Origin of the sequence: Cognatishimia coralii, from assembly GCF_037478305.1 — a bacterium.
In the GTDB taxonomy this organism is placed as follows: Bacteria; Pseudomonadota; Alphaproteobacteria; order Rhodobacterales; family Rhodobacteraceae; genus Cognatishimia; species Cognatishimia coralii.
Genome location: NZ_JBBGAZ010000005.1, coordinates 14,098 through 28,499, shown reverse-complemented (window position 1 = coordinate 28,499; position 14,402 = coordinate 14,098). Strand labels below are relative to the sequence as shown.

Sequence of the window (14,402 nt, the reverse complement as noted above, 5' to 3'; positions counted from 1 at the left end):
TTTTATAAGCGAAACCAGTGCTGCAATAGTTGTTGAGACTTTCTCAATTACTTCCAAGGGCAAACCGCTCTATCGCATGAAACTGACCGTCCTCGGCCTCGCCAGCAAGTGTTAGGCTGCGAATCTCAAACGGGTGGGGCAGATGAGGTTTTATCGCTTTGGCAAGCTGTAACTCGACAGCAGGCAGTTCGGATTTCGCCAGTTTTCCGCTGAGTGTCATGTGAAAATGGAAGTCTTGCATGACATAGGGGTAGCCCCACCGCATGAGGTTGTCTTCCTGACTTGGCGTGAGGCCCGCAGCGCGGCGACGGGCGATCTCGGCCTCTGGGGCAGGGGCACGAAACGGATCAAAAGCCTCAACAACGGACGCGGCCAATGCGTTCAGTTTGGTTTCCTCCCCAACCGGCGTCAGCGCCAAAAATCGTCCGATCCGTTGCAGGGAAAGCGTTTCTAGAGTGACGCTATCTAATCCGGTGCAAATCTGGGCTGTCTGATCTCTAAGTGTCTCAAAATCATAGCCTTCCGCCAAGCGAAACGGAGGCTTCATCGTCGCGTGAAACCCATATTTGCGCGGTGTCGCGGTGATCTGCGAAATGGCAATGGGCAGATCGGCCAAGTCGGGGTGTGGCACTGCCTTGCCGGTCTCAAGATCCCAGCCCAGCCAAGCCGCGCCAAAGTCTGCCAAGGGGCCTGGCTCTGCGGTGAAATAGATGGCGTAGCGTTTGAACATCTTGAGGGCCTCATAGGTTTTGTGACGCCCGCTCTTGCAGGTTTGCGTGACAAAGGGATGACATATCCTCAATGGGGCGGCTTGCAAAGCGTGCTGCCTCTTGGTAGGCCCTGTGCATCCGTTGGGGTGCCTTTGCATAAGGCTGAGAGGTCAGAGACCAACCCATCGAACCTGATCCGGGGTCAGCACCGGCGTAGGAAACGGAGACTTGATGATAGCGGCCAAACCCGCACCCGTTTCCCCAAACCGCCGATAAGACCCCAAGATATTTGGAGGACGCGCATGGTACGTGCGGCGATGACGATTGCGGGATCTGACAGCGGCGGCGGGGCTGGCATTCAGGCCGACCTCAAAACGTTTTCTGCTTTGGGCGTGTTTGGGACCTCGACGATTACAGCGATTACAGCGCAGAACACGGTGGATGTTACGGCGGTCGAAGTCCTGCCTAACGAGGTGATTGCAGCTCAGATTGCGGCGGTTCTTGATGACATCGACATCCATGCGATCAAGATCGGGATGCTGGGATCTCCGGCGCTGATTGAGACCGTGGCGCGCGCGATTGAGGGGTTTGACGGGCCAGTGGTTCTGGATCCGGTGATGCTCTCGAAATCGGGCGTGGCTTTGTTGCCGGATGACGCAGTCGACGCGTTGGTCTCGGTGCTGGTTCCGCGCGCAACGGTCGTGACGCCAAACCTGCCTGAAGCGGCGCGGATCGTGAGTGAAGACGTGCCCAGCACGGATGAGGGAACTCAGGCGCAGGGGCGGCGTATTCTGGATCTCGGGGCGCAGGCTGTCGTGATGAAAGGTGGTCATGCCGAGGGCGAGATCTGTCGCGACTGGCTGATCACGCAGGATGATGCGGTGTCCTTCGAAGCGCCTCGTATTGAGACGCGCAACACACATGGTACGGGCTGCTCTATGTCCTCTGCGATTGCGGCAGAGCTGGCCAAAGGGTCGGCGCTGACAGATGCGGTTGGCACGGCCCATAGCTGGCTCCATCAGGCGATCCTTGCTGCCGATGATATCGACATCGGCAAAGGCCATGGCCCTGTTCACCATTTCCATGCGCTTTGGTCGTGAGTGTTGATTTCACCATAAAAGGCGCCGGGGTGGCCGGGCTTTGCGTTGCAACCGAGCTTGCCCGGCGCGGGGCAACCGTGCGCGTGTTGGACCCGAATGGCGCTCCCGGTGAACACGGTTGCAGCTGGTGGGCCGGCGGCATGCTCGCGCCCGATTGCGAAGGCGAAGTGGCCGAGGAGCCTGTGGTGCGTTTGGGGCGGGGGGCTGCCGAGTGGTGGGCTGCGCAAGGCGTGGATGTGACCTACAAAGGCTCGCTGGTATTGGCGTTGGGTCGCGATCGGCAAGAGCTGGATCGCTTCGCGCGGCGCACGGAAAATCATGAGATGATCGACAAAGCGGCTTTGTCCGCGCTTGAGCCGCATCTTGCCGAGCGATTTTCCCGCGCGCTTTATATGGAGGCCGAGGCGCATTTGAACCCTCGAAAGGCGTTAGGACATTTGGTGTCTGATCTGGCGCAGCGAGGCATAGAAATCACCTCCGGAGAGCCTGAGGGGCAGGTCATTGATTGCCGGGGCCTTTCCGCACGCGACAGCCTTGCTGATCTGCGTGGCGTAAAGGGCGAGATGGTGGTTCTGCGTGCGCCCGACGTGACGCTGGGCCGCCCGATCCGCCTGCTGCATCCACGGTTTCCGCTCTATATCGTACCGCGCGGCGATGGGATCTTTATGCTGGGCGCGACGCAGATCGAAAGCGGCGAACGGAGCCGCGCGACGGTGCGCTCTGTGATGGAACTCTTGAACACCGCCTATGCGTTGCACCCTGCCTTTGGCGAGGCAGAGTTGCTCGAGATCGGCGTTGATGCGCGTCCAGCCTTTCCGGACAACCTGCCAAGGATCACCTCGCGGGGTGGGGTTATTTACGTGAACGGGCTCTTTCGGCATGGGTATCTATTGGCGCCAGCGATGGCGCAGATGACGGCGGATTTGGTGATGGACGGCAAGCAGCCGGAACTTTGGAAGGATGTGGCATGAAGCTCATTGTGAATGGCGAGGTTCAAGAGGTTGCGGCGGCGACGCTGGCCGAGGCTCTGGATGTGCTGGGCTATGGCGAGGCCAAAGTCGCGACGGCTGTGAATGAGGATTTCGTGCCAGCCGGCTTGCGGGCCGGACATGCATTGAGTGACGGCGACCGGATCGAAATCGTCGCGCCGCGGCAAGGGGGGTAATGATGCCAGTCTTTTACGGAACAGAGATCGCCTCGCGTTTGATGCTGGGCACCGCGCAATATCCCTCGCCTGCGATTTTGGCGGATGCGTTTCGGCGGTCGCGTGCGGGCATTGCGACGGTTTCCGTGCGGCGTGAGGCAGGCGAGGATCAGGCAGGGCAGGCCTTTTGGGAGCTGATCAAAGAGCTGAACGTGGCGCTCCTGCCCAATACCGCCGGATGCCATTCCGTGCGAGAGGCCGTCACCACCGCCCATATGGCGCGCGAACTGTTTGACACCAAATGGATCAAACTTGAGGTCATTGGACATGCGGACACGTTGCAACCCGACCCCTTCGGGCTGGTCGAGGCCGCGCGGATCCTGACTGAGGACGGGTTTCAGGTCTTTCCTTACTGCACTGAGGATCTGGTGCTCTGTGACAAACTGCTGGACGCGGGCTGCGAGGTTTTGATGCCCTGGGGTGCTCCGATCGGCACGGGGTTGGGATTAAATAACGTTTACGGTCTGCGGTCCCTGCGGTCCCATTATCCCGATGTGCCTTTGGTGGTTGATGCGGGCCTTGGCGTGCCGAGCCAAGCGGCTCAGGCCATCGAGATGGGTTATGACGCGGTTTTGTTGAACACGGCCGTTGCTAAAGCCGGAGATCCTGCGGCGATGGCCGAAGGGTTTGCTTTGGCCGTGGAGGCAGGGGCTCTGGCAGCGGCTGCGGATCCGATGGAGCCGCGCGATATGGCGGCACCCTCGACGCCGGTGTTGGGAAAGGCGTTTTTGTGATGGGATTGCATGCGTTTTATCCGATCTTTGATGATGTAGCCTGGATCAAAAGGCTGGTGCCTTTGGGTATCAAGCTGGTGCAATTGCGGATCAAGGATCAGCCTGAGGACGTGATCCGCGCTCAGATCCTTGAAGCGCAAGAGATCTGTCGCGCGCACGACTGTGCCTTGGTGATCAATGACTATTGGCAGCTTGCGATCGAGCTTAAGTGCGACTGGGTGCATCTGGGCCAAGAGGATCTGGATGACGCAGACGTCGGCGCGATCAAAGCGGCGGGTCTGAAGCTTGGGCTGTCCACACATGATGGGCCTGAACTAGAATGCGCCTTGGCACAAGAGCCCGACTATGTGGCTTTGGGGCCTGTCTATCCGACCATTCTGAAAAAGATGAAGTGGCATCAACAAGGGCTGGGCAAAGTCACGGAATGGAAAGATCTGGTCGGTGATGTGCCTTTGGTGGCCATCGGCGGCATGTCGGTCGAGCGCGCGACGGGCGCGTTTGAGGCAGGGGCCGATATCGTATCTGCGGTCACCGATATTACCTTAAACGAAGATCCCGAAGCGCGGATCAAGGCCTGGCTTGAGGTCTGCCCATGAGCCGTTACGCGCGTCAATCCGCGGTGCCCAGCTTTGGGCCTGAAGGCACAGCGGCCCTGCGCAAAGCACGCGTGCTGGTGATTGGCGCGGGCGGGTTGGCGGCTCCGGTGATGCAGTATTTGGTGGGGGCTGGCGTTGGGTTTATCCGGCTGGTGGATCCGGATCGCGTGGACCTGAGCAACCTGCACCGGCAGACTTTGTTTCGAGAGGACGACATTGGCGCGCCTAAGGTGACGGCGGTTGCAGCGCATATGGGATCTTTGAATTCCGAGGTCGAGATTGATGCGGTGAAAGCGCGATTTGATCCGACTTTGGCGTGGACGTTGTGTCAGGATGTCGACCTTGTGATCGATTGCGCCGACAGTTTCGCGGCGAGCTATGGGGCCAGTGATTATTGCCTTGAAGCAGGCCTGCCTCTGATAAGTGCCTCGGTTGTGGGGACCGAAGGCTACGCGGGTGGTTTCAGTGCAGGTGCGCCGAGCCTGCGAGCGTTGTTCCCGGATTTGCCAGAGACTTTGGGCAGTTGCGACACGGACGGCGTGCTTGGCCCCTCTGTGGGCGTCGTCGGCAGTCTGCAGGCGCAGATGGCGCTGGGGGTCTTAACCAAAGCCCAGCCAAGCCCGCTGGGTCAGCTCGTCCGATATGACGCGCTGAACCTGCGCTTTAGCCAGTTCCGCTTTGATAAGGCACCTGAACCCGAAGCCGGGTATCGCTTTATTGGCGCACAAGAGATCAGTCCGATAGATCACGTCATTGATCTGCGCGGTGAGGACGAAGACGGCCCGGCCATCCCTCAAACCGAACGCCGCACCGTTGCCGATCTGACCGAAAACGGAGCCTCCGCTACGGCTGAGGGCGCGCGGATTGTGTTGGCTTGCCGATCAGGCCAGCGGGCTTGGAAGGCCGCGGACGCTTTAACGAAACACGGACATGAGAACATCGCGCTGGTCGCCCTGGGCGGCGGCGCTGTAGATTAACCAGGAGATAGAATTCATGAAGAAACTCTTGATGGCAGCGGCCTTTCTGACCGCGACGCCTGCTTTCGCCGCCGACAAGATGACACTTTTGCTGGATTGGTTTGTGAACCCCGACCACGGCCCGATCATTGTCGCGCAAGAACTCGGCTATTTCGCGGACCAAGGCCTTGAGGTTGAGGTGATCGCGCCTGCGGACCCAGCCGATCCACCAAAGCTGGTCGCCGCTGGCAAAGCAGACCTCGCGATTTCTTATCAGCCACAGCTGCACCTGCAGGTTGCGGAAGGCCTGCCGCTGAAGCGCGTTGGTACACTGGTCGCGACGCCTCTGAACTGTCTTTTGGTGCTTGAAGACGGCCCGATCAAAACCCCTGCGGACCTCAAAGGCGGCAAGATCGGTTTCTCGGTCGCGGGTGTTGAAGAAGCGCTGCTGGTCGCGATCCTTGAGAAATACGGCGTTGGTTTTGACGAAGTGGAACTGGTCAATGTGAATTGGTCTCTGTCGCCATCCCTGATGTCCGGCCAAGTGGACGCCGTGATCGGCGCCTACCGGAATTTCGAGCTGAACCAGATGGAAATCGAAGAGGTGCCCGGCAAGTGTTTCTACATCGAAGAAGAGGGCGTGCCGACCTATGACGAGCTGATCTATGTGGCAAACCCTGCGACCATGGACGCTGACATGACCCGCCGTTTCCTGCGCGCGACTGAGCTTGCGACCCAATACATCGTCAACAACCCAGAGAAATCCTGGGAGATCTTCTCGGGTACGTCCCCAGAACTGCAAGACCGTCTGAACGCGATGGCATGGGTTGACACGCTGCCACGGTTTGCACTGCGCCCAGAGGCTCTGGATGAGGGGCGGTACACCCGTTTTGAGGCGTTCTTGGCAGCGTCCGGTCTGGTCGAAGGCACACGTCCGGTTGCCGATCTGGCCGTCGATCTGGGTGCAGAATGAGCTACGGCGTCATTTTCCCAAAATGGCGTGAGGCGGCGGGTCAGTCTTGGCCCGCCTACACCGACCACGCCTTCGTGCGTGGCTTAAAGGACGGCTCACTGCCCCGCGCGGCGTTCTTGCATTATCTGGTGCAGGACTATGTGTTTCTGATCCATTTCTCGCGTGCCTGGGCTTTGGCGATCACCAAAGCGGAAACGCCCGAGGAAATGCGGCTTTGTGCGGGCACTGTGAATGCGCTGATCAACGAAGAGATCGCTTTGCATATCAAGACCTGTGCTGAGGCTGGGATCTCTGAGGAGGAGCTTTTCGCCGCAGAAGAACGTCCCGAAAACCTCGCCTATACGCGCTATGTGCTGGATGCGGGGCATTCCGGAGACTTTCTTGATCTGATGGCAGCTCTTGCGCCATGCGTCATGGGCTATGGTGAGATCGGTGCGCGGTTGATCAAGGATCATGCGCCTGATTATGCCGAGTGGATCGGCACTTATGGGGCCGAGGACTATCAGGGCGTTTGCTATGAGGTTGGCGCGTTGATTGACGCGGCTGTGGCGCGGCGTTTGGGAGAGACTCCCGAACAAAGCCCGCGCTGGGCGCGGCTCTGCCAGCATTTCACAATGGCGACCAAGCTTGAGGTCAGCTTTTGGGATATGGGGCTGAAACCATGAGCGAGGCCCCGGCGCTCTATCTTTCTGGATCAGCCTCTTTTGAGGATACGCCCGTGTTCTCGGGGCTGGATCTGAAGGTCGCGGCGGGGCGATGGACTTGTTTGCTGGGCTCTAGCGGTGTTGGGAAATCTACCATCCTCAAACTCTTTGCTGGACTGGCGGATCAGGTAGACTTTAAAGGGCAATTGGGTGCCGAGGGGATGAGTTTGGATGGATCAGTCGCCCTGATGGCGCAGGATGATCTGTTGATGCCCTGGCTGACGGCCCTTGAAAACGTGCTGCTCGGGGCGCGTTTGCGGGGCGATAAGCCTGACACAATGCGTGCTTTGGGCGTGCTTGAGCGCGTTGGATTGTCGGAAAAGGCGGGTCAAAAACCTGCTGAGCTTTCAGGCGGGCAACGTCAACGCGTCGCGCTGGCGCGGACCTTGATGGAGGATCGTCCGATTGTATTGCTGGACGAGCCCTTCTCTGCGCTTGACGCCAAGACACGCGCACAAATGCAGGATCTGGCTTGCGAGCTTCTCGCGGGCCGCACTGTGCTTTTGGTGACCCATGACCCTGCTGAAGCCGCGCGATTGGGCCATCAGATCATTTTGATGACCGAAGAAAGCACCCAAGCAATTACCCCTCCACAAAGCGACGCACCCCGTGCTGCAACTGATCCTGACGTGCTGCGCGCGCAGGGTGACATGCTGGCTTTGCTCTGTGCCGAAACCCCTGACTAAAGAGACCCATATGCGCGCGACCGACTACCTTAAAGAGCAATGCCAGAGCGACTGGACCGCGGCCACGACCCATGCGTTTACCGACGCTCTGGCCGATGGCAGTTTGGACCTGGAAAAAATGGTCGGGTATCTGCAGCAGGACTATCTGTTCATTGAGGATTTCGTCCGACTTCTGGCGTCAGCCATTGCGCATGCGCCGACCTTGCCGGATGCCATCCCAGCGGCGCAGTTCATGGGTGTGATCTCTGGGCCGGAGAACACCTACTTTCTACGCAGCTTTGAGGCGTTGAGCGCCCAAAGCGACGCGCTAGCCGCTGAAGAAACTGTTGCGTTTCAGAACCTGATGCGCAAGGCGGCACGGTCTGGTCGCTACGAGGTGATGCTCTCGGTTTTGGTCGTGGCAGAGTGGGTCTATCTGGAGTGGGCGCGCCCCTTTGAAGATCGCGCAGACGCGCTGCCATTCTATTTTGGCGAATGGATTACGTTGCACTGTGGTGCGGGTTTTGAAGGTGTCGTGGCCCATCTGCGCGGGCAATTGGATCAGGTTTGGGACGGGCTGGATGCGGCCGCAAAGTCTGATGTTGTCGAGATGTTTACTGCGGCTGTGGCCTGTGAGCGCGCGTTTTTTGACGCGGCCTGGGCCGGTTTTGAGGTCGCGACATGAAACCTTGGCAGGCCGGCATAGCTTCGACCGTCTTGGGTTTGGCGATCTGGCAGGCTGTGGTTTGGACCTTCGACCTGCCGAAGTTTATTTTGCCGAGCCCCGGTTTGGTGGCGGAAACTCTGTGGAAAAGCCGCGCGCTGATCGCTGAAAATGCGCTAGTGACATTGAGTGAGGTGCTTGTTGGTCTGGTGCTTGGCGCGATACTTGGCGGGCTATCCGCGATTGGCTTAGCAGCGTCGCCGATGGCGCGGGCCTTGGTGCGGCCGATGCTGGTCTTTAGCCAGGCGGTTCCGGTCTTTGCTTTGGCGCCGATCCTGACGCTTTGGCTAGGCTATGGGCTTTGGTCCAAGGTGGCGATGGCTTTGATCATCATCTATTTTCCGGTAACTTCGTCATTTTTTGACGCTTTGATGCGCACCAACAAGGACTGGCTGGGATTGGCGCGTGTGATGGGCGCGACGCCGTTTCGCGTGATGTGGCGTATTCGGATCCCCTCGGCCTTACCTGGGTTTGCCTCGGGGCTGCGACTGGCGGCGGTCTATGCGCCGATTGGGGCAATTATCGGCGAGTGGGTTGGGGCCAGCAAAGGGCTTGGCTATTTGATGTTGTTGGCCAATGGGCGTGCCAAGATTGATTTGATGTTTGCGTCTTTGATTGTCTTGGCCGTGCTGACACTGTGTTTGCACGCGGCGGTGGATCAGTTTTGTCGTAAGGTGTTGGATCGTCCCGCTTAAGTCGGGCTTTGCCCCCTTGGCTGCGCCAATTCACCCAGGATATTTCTAGCAAGAGAAAGTTGTCAGCTTAGGCGGCCGTAGAACGTCATTCGAGCGCTTTCGGAGAGCTCTATGCCGGGTTCGGAGTTATAGGCGAGCACGGCCAACATACGCGTTTTGTCGCTTTCATTTGGGGATACGCGATGGATCGAATTGCGACCTCGGAATAACACCAACGTGCCGGGATCCATATTGAGGACTTTGGGTTTGGTTTTGCCATCCAGAAGTGCGGCGACGCCGTCGTAGTTCATCTCTCCGGCGTCTGCGTTACGCAGGTCTTTGATGTATTCAAAATCGCTGCCGGCGTCGGGTTTCTGGATCAGGAGCGTGATCGCGAAGGACGAGTTGTCAAAATGCCAGCCCAATTCCTGACCCCGTTCCGCGTAGTGGATATTTATTGAGGACAAGCCGTCCGCATAAGGGTGCAGCGCGGATTCCCCGGTGACATGTTTGACGAAGTCACGAAACAACCGTGCGTCATAGAGCGCGCGGAGAGGGGACTCTGACGCCACATCATCATCGCAGATGCATCCCTTTGATGAGACGACCTGACGGTTCGCCGGGTGATCAGCGCCGAATAATGGATTTTCCGGTGTCAGATAGACCGAATGGCTCTGTTTGCAGAAGTAGGCTTTGGATTGGCCTTGCGTGGCCTCATTCTGCATAGCTTCCAATGCCGACGAAGTGATGAAGTCTGGGAGAACAAGCACGCCCGCGCTGTCCAAAGCCTTTTTGCAACGGTCTAAGAAGGACGGATCTGCGAGCGGATATTCGGCCGTTTGAACGATCTCTTCTATGGACATGGCTTGCCTCCTGACATGTGTAGTGACGTCAGATTTGCACGTGATCCCCCGCAAATCACGTCTAATTGCGGCACGACGGGACGATTTCGATGAAAGAAAACGGGCCGGCCTCTTGCGCAGAGACCGGCCCGAAAACTTTCGCAAAGTGCGGTGCGCTTAGCCGATGGCGGCGGCTTTCACGTCGCTGTCGATGTAAGGCAGGTATTGTTCAAAGTTGTCGCTGAACATTTGTACCAGTTTCGCCGCTTGCGCATCATAGGCCGATTTGTCGTCCCACGTCCGGCGCGGGTCGAGCAGCAGTTCTGCGACGCCTTGAACTTGTACAGGCACTTCAAACCCAAAGTTTGCGTCCTTGCGGAATTCTGCGTTGGCCAGAGAGCCATCCAGAGCCGCAGTCAGCAGCGCGCGGGTCGCACGGATCGGCATACGGGAGCCGGTGCCATAGGCTCCGCCAGTCCAGCCGGTGTTGACCAGCCAGCAGGTCGCGCCGTGGCGGGCGATCTTTTCGCGCAGCAGGTTGCCATAGACCTCTGGGCGACGCGGCATAAATGGCGCGCCAAAGCAGGTCGAGAAGGTTGGCTCTGGCTCTGTGACGCCGCGCTCGGTGCCTGCCACCTTGGAGGTGAAGCCAGACAGGAAGTGATACATCGCCTGCGCCGGTGTCAGACGTGCGATCGGAGGCAGAACGCCAAAGGCATCACATGTCAACATGATGATGTTCTTTGGGTGCCCGCCCATCGCGGATTCGGACGCGTTGGAAATATAGTGCAACGGATAGGCGCAGCGCATATTTGCGGTCAGGCTGTCGTCGTTGAAATCGAGCTCTTTGGTGTCTGGATCAAACACCATGTTCTCGATCACAGTGCCGAATTTGGACGTTGTCGCGTAGATCTCTGGCTCTGCTTCTTCAGACAGGTTGATGGTTTTCGCATAGCAACCGCCTTCGAAGTTGAAGGTGCCCTGATCAGACCAGCCGTGTTCGTCGTCGCCGATTAGCACGCGATCCGGATCTGCAGAAAGCGTTGTCTTGCCGGTGCCAGACAGGCCAAAGAAGACCGCGGCGTCAACTGGATTGTTCTTCGCGTGGTTGGCCGAGCAATGCATCGGCATGATGCCTTTTTCCGGCAACAGATAGTTCAGCAGGGTAAAGACGGATTTCTTATTTTCGCCTGCGTATTCCGTGCCGCCGATTAGGATCAGCTTGCGATCAAAGTTCATCGCGATCACGGTTTCAGTACGGCAGCCGTGCTTGGCCGGATCGGCCTGGAAACTCGGGCAGTTGATCACTGTGAAGTCCGCGATGAAGTCTTGCAAATCTTCGGCATCTGGGCGCCGCAGCATGGTGCGGATGAACAACCCGTGCCAGGCGAGCTCTGTGACCATACGGACGTTGATCGAGTGGCGCGGGTCTGCACCACCGACGAGATCCTGTACGAAGTATTCTTTGCCCTTCATATGGGCGAGCATGTCTTCGTAGAGCGCATCAAATCCCTCTGGATCCATCGGTGCGTTGTTGTCCCACCAGATGGTGTCTTCCACGCTTGGCGTTTTGACCACGAATTTATCTTTAGGAGACCGGCCGGTGTACTTGCCAGTGGTGGTCAGAAATGCGCCACCTTGGCCCAGCGTACCTTCGTCGCGCGCGAGTGCGGATTCGATCAGGGCTGGTTCCAGATAGTTATAATAGACATTCCCCAGACCTTCGATCCCTTGATCTTCGAGGCGGAATTGCGGGTTTACCCGTCCAAATGTCATCTTTCAGCTCCTGTTTCCGCAAGCGATGCGGGGATTAAAGTAAAACGCGGGCCGTTAATTAGTCGCTTCTGAGAGCGCGTATTTAGCAGCCGCAGAAAGCTCTTATCATGGCGTTTTAGGGGATGAACAGGTCACAAACGGGTCGTTAGCGCAATCAATGCAATGTTATCGCAAACGCATTGAAGCATTCGGAAATCATCGGAAACCATTAGCGCCAGATTAACACATTTCGCAAAAAATAGTGTCCTGACAGGGGTGATTCGCGGTTTGGGATTGATTGATTGGCCAAAACAGGCCCATAATAAGGCAAAATATAGGCACAAAGAGCAGTATAAGGAATAATCCGATGTCCAAGATTGCCTTGGTGGACGACGACAGGAATATCCTGACGTCGGTATCCATGACTCTTGAAGCAGAAGGCTTTGAGGTCGAAACCTACAATGATGGCCAGCAAGCGCTGGACGCTTTTAATCGCAAATTGCCCGATATGGCGGTGCTCGACATTAAGATGCCGCGCATGGATGGCATGGATCTGTTGCAACGCCTGCGCCAGAAAACCACGATGCCCGTGATCTTCCTCACGTCCAAGGACGATGAGATCGATGAGGTGCTGGGTTTGCGCATGGGGGCCGACGACTATGTCAAAAAGCCTTTCAGCCAACGTTTGTTGGTCGAACGTATCCGCACGCTCTTGCGTCGTCAGGACGCCGAGAATGGCGTGGTGCCCGCGACCGAGACCGAGGAAACCAAGGTTCTGCAACGTGGCGAACTGACGATGGATCCGCTGCGCCATGCTGTGACCTGGAAAGGTCAGGACGTGACGCTGACGGTCACAGAATTCCTGCTGTTGCAAGCATTGGCGCAACGTCCGGGCTTTGTGAAGTCGCGCGATCAACTGATGGATGTGGCCTACGACGATCAGGTCTATGTCGACGACCGCACCATCGACAGCCATATCAAACGGCTTCGCAAAAAGATGCGCATGGCCGATTCAGAGTTCTCTGCAATTGAGACGCTCTACGGCATCGGCTATAGATACAACGAAGAGTAATGGCACTCGCCGAACAGATAAGCGTGGGACGCATGTCGCAAGGTCGCGAGGGGGAAGTCGTTCTCGGGGACGACTGGGTGGCCCCTGAAGCTACGGTCGAAAAGGAAATGCGCGGACGTCGTGAGCGTCGGCGTATTCTGCCGTTGAGCCGCTCGCCGCTGACGCGCAAAATCATCACGTTTAATCTGATCGCTTTGGTGATGCTGCTTGCGGGGGTTCTGTATCTGAATTCTGCGCGCGATAATTTCGTTGAAGAACGCAAGGCGAGCCTCGCCAGTGGCGCCTCTTTGATTTCCGGCGCTTTGCAGGTTCAAATGCCCTCTGGTGCGCCAGTCAATCTGGTGACTGGGGATGGCGTTGATGTGGCCGGAACACTCGACAAAATGGACCTGCGCGCGGGTGTGCAAGTCTTTGTTGTGGACACATCCGGCAATCTGATCGCTGCGAAAGAAGGCCCTATGGGCATTGCCAGTGATGATGCCCCAGCGACCCCCCTGACGGATGCAATTGCCTGGGTTTGGGCGCAAATCGCGGGGGACGATGAGGCGCTTGCCACGGCCTCAAACCTAGATGAGCTGGCTGTTTCATTTGCCGCAAGTGGAGATGCCCTGGCGACCCTGACCGCAGATAACGGCGAAAGTGTTTATGCGGCCTCAGCCCTTTTGCAACAAAACGGGACTGAATTGGGCACGGTGGTGATGACCAGCGCGGTTGGCGAAGTGGATCAGATCGTGCGTGGCCAGCGCGAATTAGTGTTGCAGATGTTCCTTATTGCGACGCTGGTTTCGATTGGCCTTTCCATGGTTCTGGCCTCTACGATTTCCAACCCGATCAGCGATTTGGCCGCCGCAGCCGAGATTGGTCGTGACAAAGACGCGCGCAAAAAGGCCAATCCGGGTCGCGTGCGTATCCCTGATCTGACAGCGCGCCCTGATGAAATTGGCCGCCTGAGTGGTGCTTTGCGTGGCATGGTGAGTGCGCTTTACGAGCGCATCGATGGCAACGAACAATTCGCAGCCGATGTCGCCCACGAGATCAAGAACCCTCTGGCGAGCCTGCGCTCTGCCGTTGGCTCTTTGCGCATGGTGAAACGTGATGACCATCGTGAGAAACTGTTGAATGTGATCGACCACGACGTACGCCGTTTGGATCGACTTGTCAGCGATATTTCCAATGCGTCTCGTCTGGATGCAGAGTTGGTTAAGGAAGAAGAAGAAGCCTTTAATCTGCTCGAAATGATCGACAACCTTGGTCAGTATCTGGGTGAAGATGCCAAGGGCAAAGGTATCGACTTTATTTCTGATCTTCCGCGTGAACCTATTGAAATCAACGGGCTAGAGGCGCGCTTGGCGCAGGTTTTTGTCAATCTGATCACCAATGCCATCAGCTTCTGTGAAGATGGCGATGCGATCCGTGTCTGGGCACGTCAACGTCAGAACCGTGTGTTGGTCGTTGTCGAAGACACGGGGCCGGGTATTCCTGAAGAAGCGTTGGGTAAGATCTTCAACCGCTTCTATTCGCAGCGTCCCGCCGATGATTTCGGAAATAACTCGGGCCTCGGTCTGGCGATCTCTAAGCAGATCGTAGAGGCACATGGTGGTGTGATCTGGGCCGAAAACATTCGCCCAACCGACGCCGATATTACGTCAGAGCCTCTGGGCGCACGTTTTGTTGTCGGTCTACCCGTCTAAAC

At 57.5% G+C, this 14,402-nt stretch carries 16 protein-coding genes and 1 riboswitch; of the genes, 13 read left to right on the top strand and 3 right to left on the bottom strand.

Going from position 1 to position 14,402, the window contains the following annotated elements; genetic code table 11:
• Positions 1 to 43: 43 nt before the first annotated feature.
• A complete protein-coding gene (locus WG622_RS10375; RefSeq protein WP_339403513.1) occupies positions 44 to 730 on the bottom strand; it encodes a DUF1045 domain-containing protein in 687 nt (228 codons plus the stop codon).
• A gap of 112 nt (positions 731 to 842) precedes the next feature.
• Positions 843 to 947: riboswitch (TPP riboswitch) on the top strand.
• A 65-nt stretch (positions 948 to 1,012) separates the two neighbouring features.
• Here WG622_RS10375 and thiD point away from each other — a divergent pair.
• From thiD to WG622_RS10320, 11 genes are read left to right on the top strand one after another with little or no spacing between them, the layout of a single operon-like run.
• Positions 1,013 to 1,810, top strand: a complete 798-nt coding sequence (gene thiD, locus WG622_RS10370; protein WP_339403512.1) for a bifunctional hydroxymethylpyrimidine kinase/phosphomethylpyrimidine kinase — start codon at positions 1,013 to 1,015, stop codon at positions 1,808 to 1,810.
• Positions 1,807 to 2,781 carry an FAD-dependent oxidoreductase gene (locus WG622_RS10365; protein WP_339403511.1) on the top strand — a complete coding sequence of 325 codons (975 nt, stop codon included), beginning with the start codon at positions 1,807 to 1,809 and terminating at the stop codon, positions 2,779 to 2,781. The genes thiD and WG622_RS10365 overlap by 4 nt, the downstream gene beginning before the upstream one ends.
• On the top strand, positions 2,778 to 2,975 hold the full coding sequence (gene thiS / locus WG622_RS10360; protein WP_339403510.1) for a sulfur carrier protein ThiS: 198 nt from the start codon (positions 2,778 to 2,780) through the stop codon (positions 2,973 to 2,975). Before WG622_RS10365 ends, thiS begins: the two co-directional genes overlap by 4 nt.
• Before the next feature lie 2 nt (positions 2,976 to 2,977).
• Positions 2,978 to 3,748: a thiazole synthase gene (locus tag WG622_RS10355; RefSeq protein ID WP_339403713.1), complete on the top strand. Its 771-nt coding sequence runs from the start codon at positions 2,978 to 2,980 to the stop codon at positions 3,746 to 3,748.
• A complete protein-coding gene (locus tag WG622_RS10350; RefSeq protein WP_339403509.1) occupies positions 3,748 to 4,344 on the top strand; it encodes a thiamine phosphate synthase in 597 nt (198 codons plus the stop codon). The genes WG622_RS10355 and WG622_RS10350 overlap by 1 nt, the downstream gene beginning before the upstream one ends.
• Positions 4,341 to 5,321, top strand: coding sequence for a ThiF family adenylyltransferase (locus WG622_RS10345; RefSeq protein ID WP_339403508.1), 981 nt, complete (start codon positions 4,341 to 4,343; stop codon positions 5,319 to 5,321). The genes WG622_RS10350 and WG622_RS10345 overlap by 4 nt, the downstream gene beginning before the upstream one ends.
• A gap of 16 nt (positions 5,322 to 5,337) precedes the next feature.
• The gene (locus tag WG622_RS10340) at positions 5,338 to 6,273 is read left to right on the top strand and encodes an ABC transporter substrate-binding protein (protein ID WP_209355329.1); all 936 of its coding nucleotides are present in this window, start codon (positions 5,338 to 5,340) and stop codon (positions 6,271 to 6,273) included.
• Positions 6,270 to 6,938, top strand: a complete 669-nt coding sequence (tenA, locus tag WG622_RS10335) for a thiaminase II (protein WP_339403507.1) — start codon at positions 6,270 to 6,272, stop codon at positions 6,936 to 6,938. Before WG622_RS10340 ends, tenA begins: the two co-directional genes overlap by 4 nt.
• The gene (locus WG622_RS10330; RefSeq protein WP_339403506.1) at positions 6,935 to 7,663 is read left to right on the top strand and encodes an ABC transporter ATP-binding protein; all 729 of its coding nucleotides are present in this window, start codon (positions 6,935 to 6,937) and stop codon (positions 7,661 to 7,663) included. The genes tenA and WG622_RS10330 overlap by 4 nt, the downstream gene beginning before the upstream one ends.
• 10 nt (positions 7,664 to 7,673) lie before the next feature.
• Positions 7,674 to 8,327 carry a TenA family protein gene (locus WG622_RS10325; RefSeq protein ID WP_339403505.1) on the top strand — a complete coding sequence of 218 codons (654 nt, stop codon included), beginning with the start codon at positions 7,674 to 7,676 and terminating at the stop codon, positions 8,325 to 8,327.
• A complete protein-coding gene (locus WG622_RS10320; RefSeq protein ID WP_339403504.1) occupies positions 8,324 to 9,061 on the top strand; it encodes an ABC transporter permease in 738 nt (245 codons plus the stop codon). The genes WG622_RS10325 and WG622_RS10320 overlap by 4 nt, the downstream gene beginning before the upstream one ends.
• A gap of 62 nt (positions 9,062 to 9,123) precedes the next feature.
• Here the strand turns inward: WG622_RS10320 and WG622_RS10315 are convergent, their stop codons facing one another.
• Positions 9,124 to 9,903: a HalD/BesD family halogenase gene (locus tag WG622_RS10315; RefSeq protein ID WP_339403503.1), complete on the bottom strand. Its 780-nt coding sequence runs from the start codon at positions 9,901 to 9,903 to the stop codon at positions 9,124 to 9,126.
• Positions 9,904 to 10,059: 156 nt separating this feature from the next.
• Positions 10,060 to 11,658 carry a phosphoenolpyruvate carboxykinase gene (locus WG622_RS10310; RefSeq protein ID WP_339403502.1) on the bottom strand — a complete coding sequence of 533 codons (1,599 nt, stop codon included), beginning with the start codon at positions 11,656 to 11,658 and terminating at the stop codon, positions 10,060 to 10,062.
• 346 nt (positions 11,659 to 12,004) lie between these two features.
• On the opposite strand from WG622_RS10310, the gene WG622_RS10305 reads away from it, so the two are divergent.
• On the top strand, positions 12,005 to 12,709 hold the full coding sequence (locus WG622_RS10305) for a response regulator transcription factor (protein WP_339403501.1): 705 nt from the start codon (positions 12,005 to 12,007) through the stop codon (positions 12,707 to 12,709).
• Positions 12,709 to 14,400, top strand: coding sequence for a sensor histidine kinase (locus WG622_RS10300; protein ID WP_339403500.1), 1,692 nt, complete (start codon positions 12,709 to 12,711; stop codon positions 14,398 to 14,400). Before WG622_RS10305 ends, WG622_RS10300 begins: the two co-directional genes overlap by 1 nt.
• Positions 14,401 to 14,402: the final 2 nt, after the last annotated feature.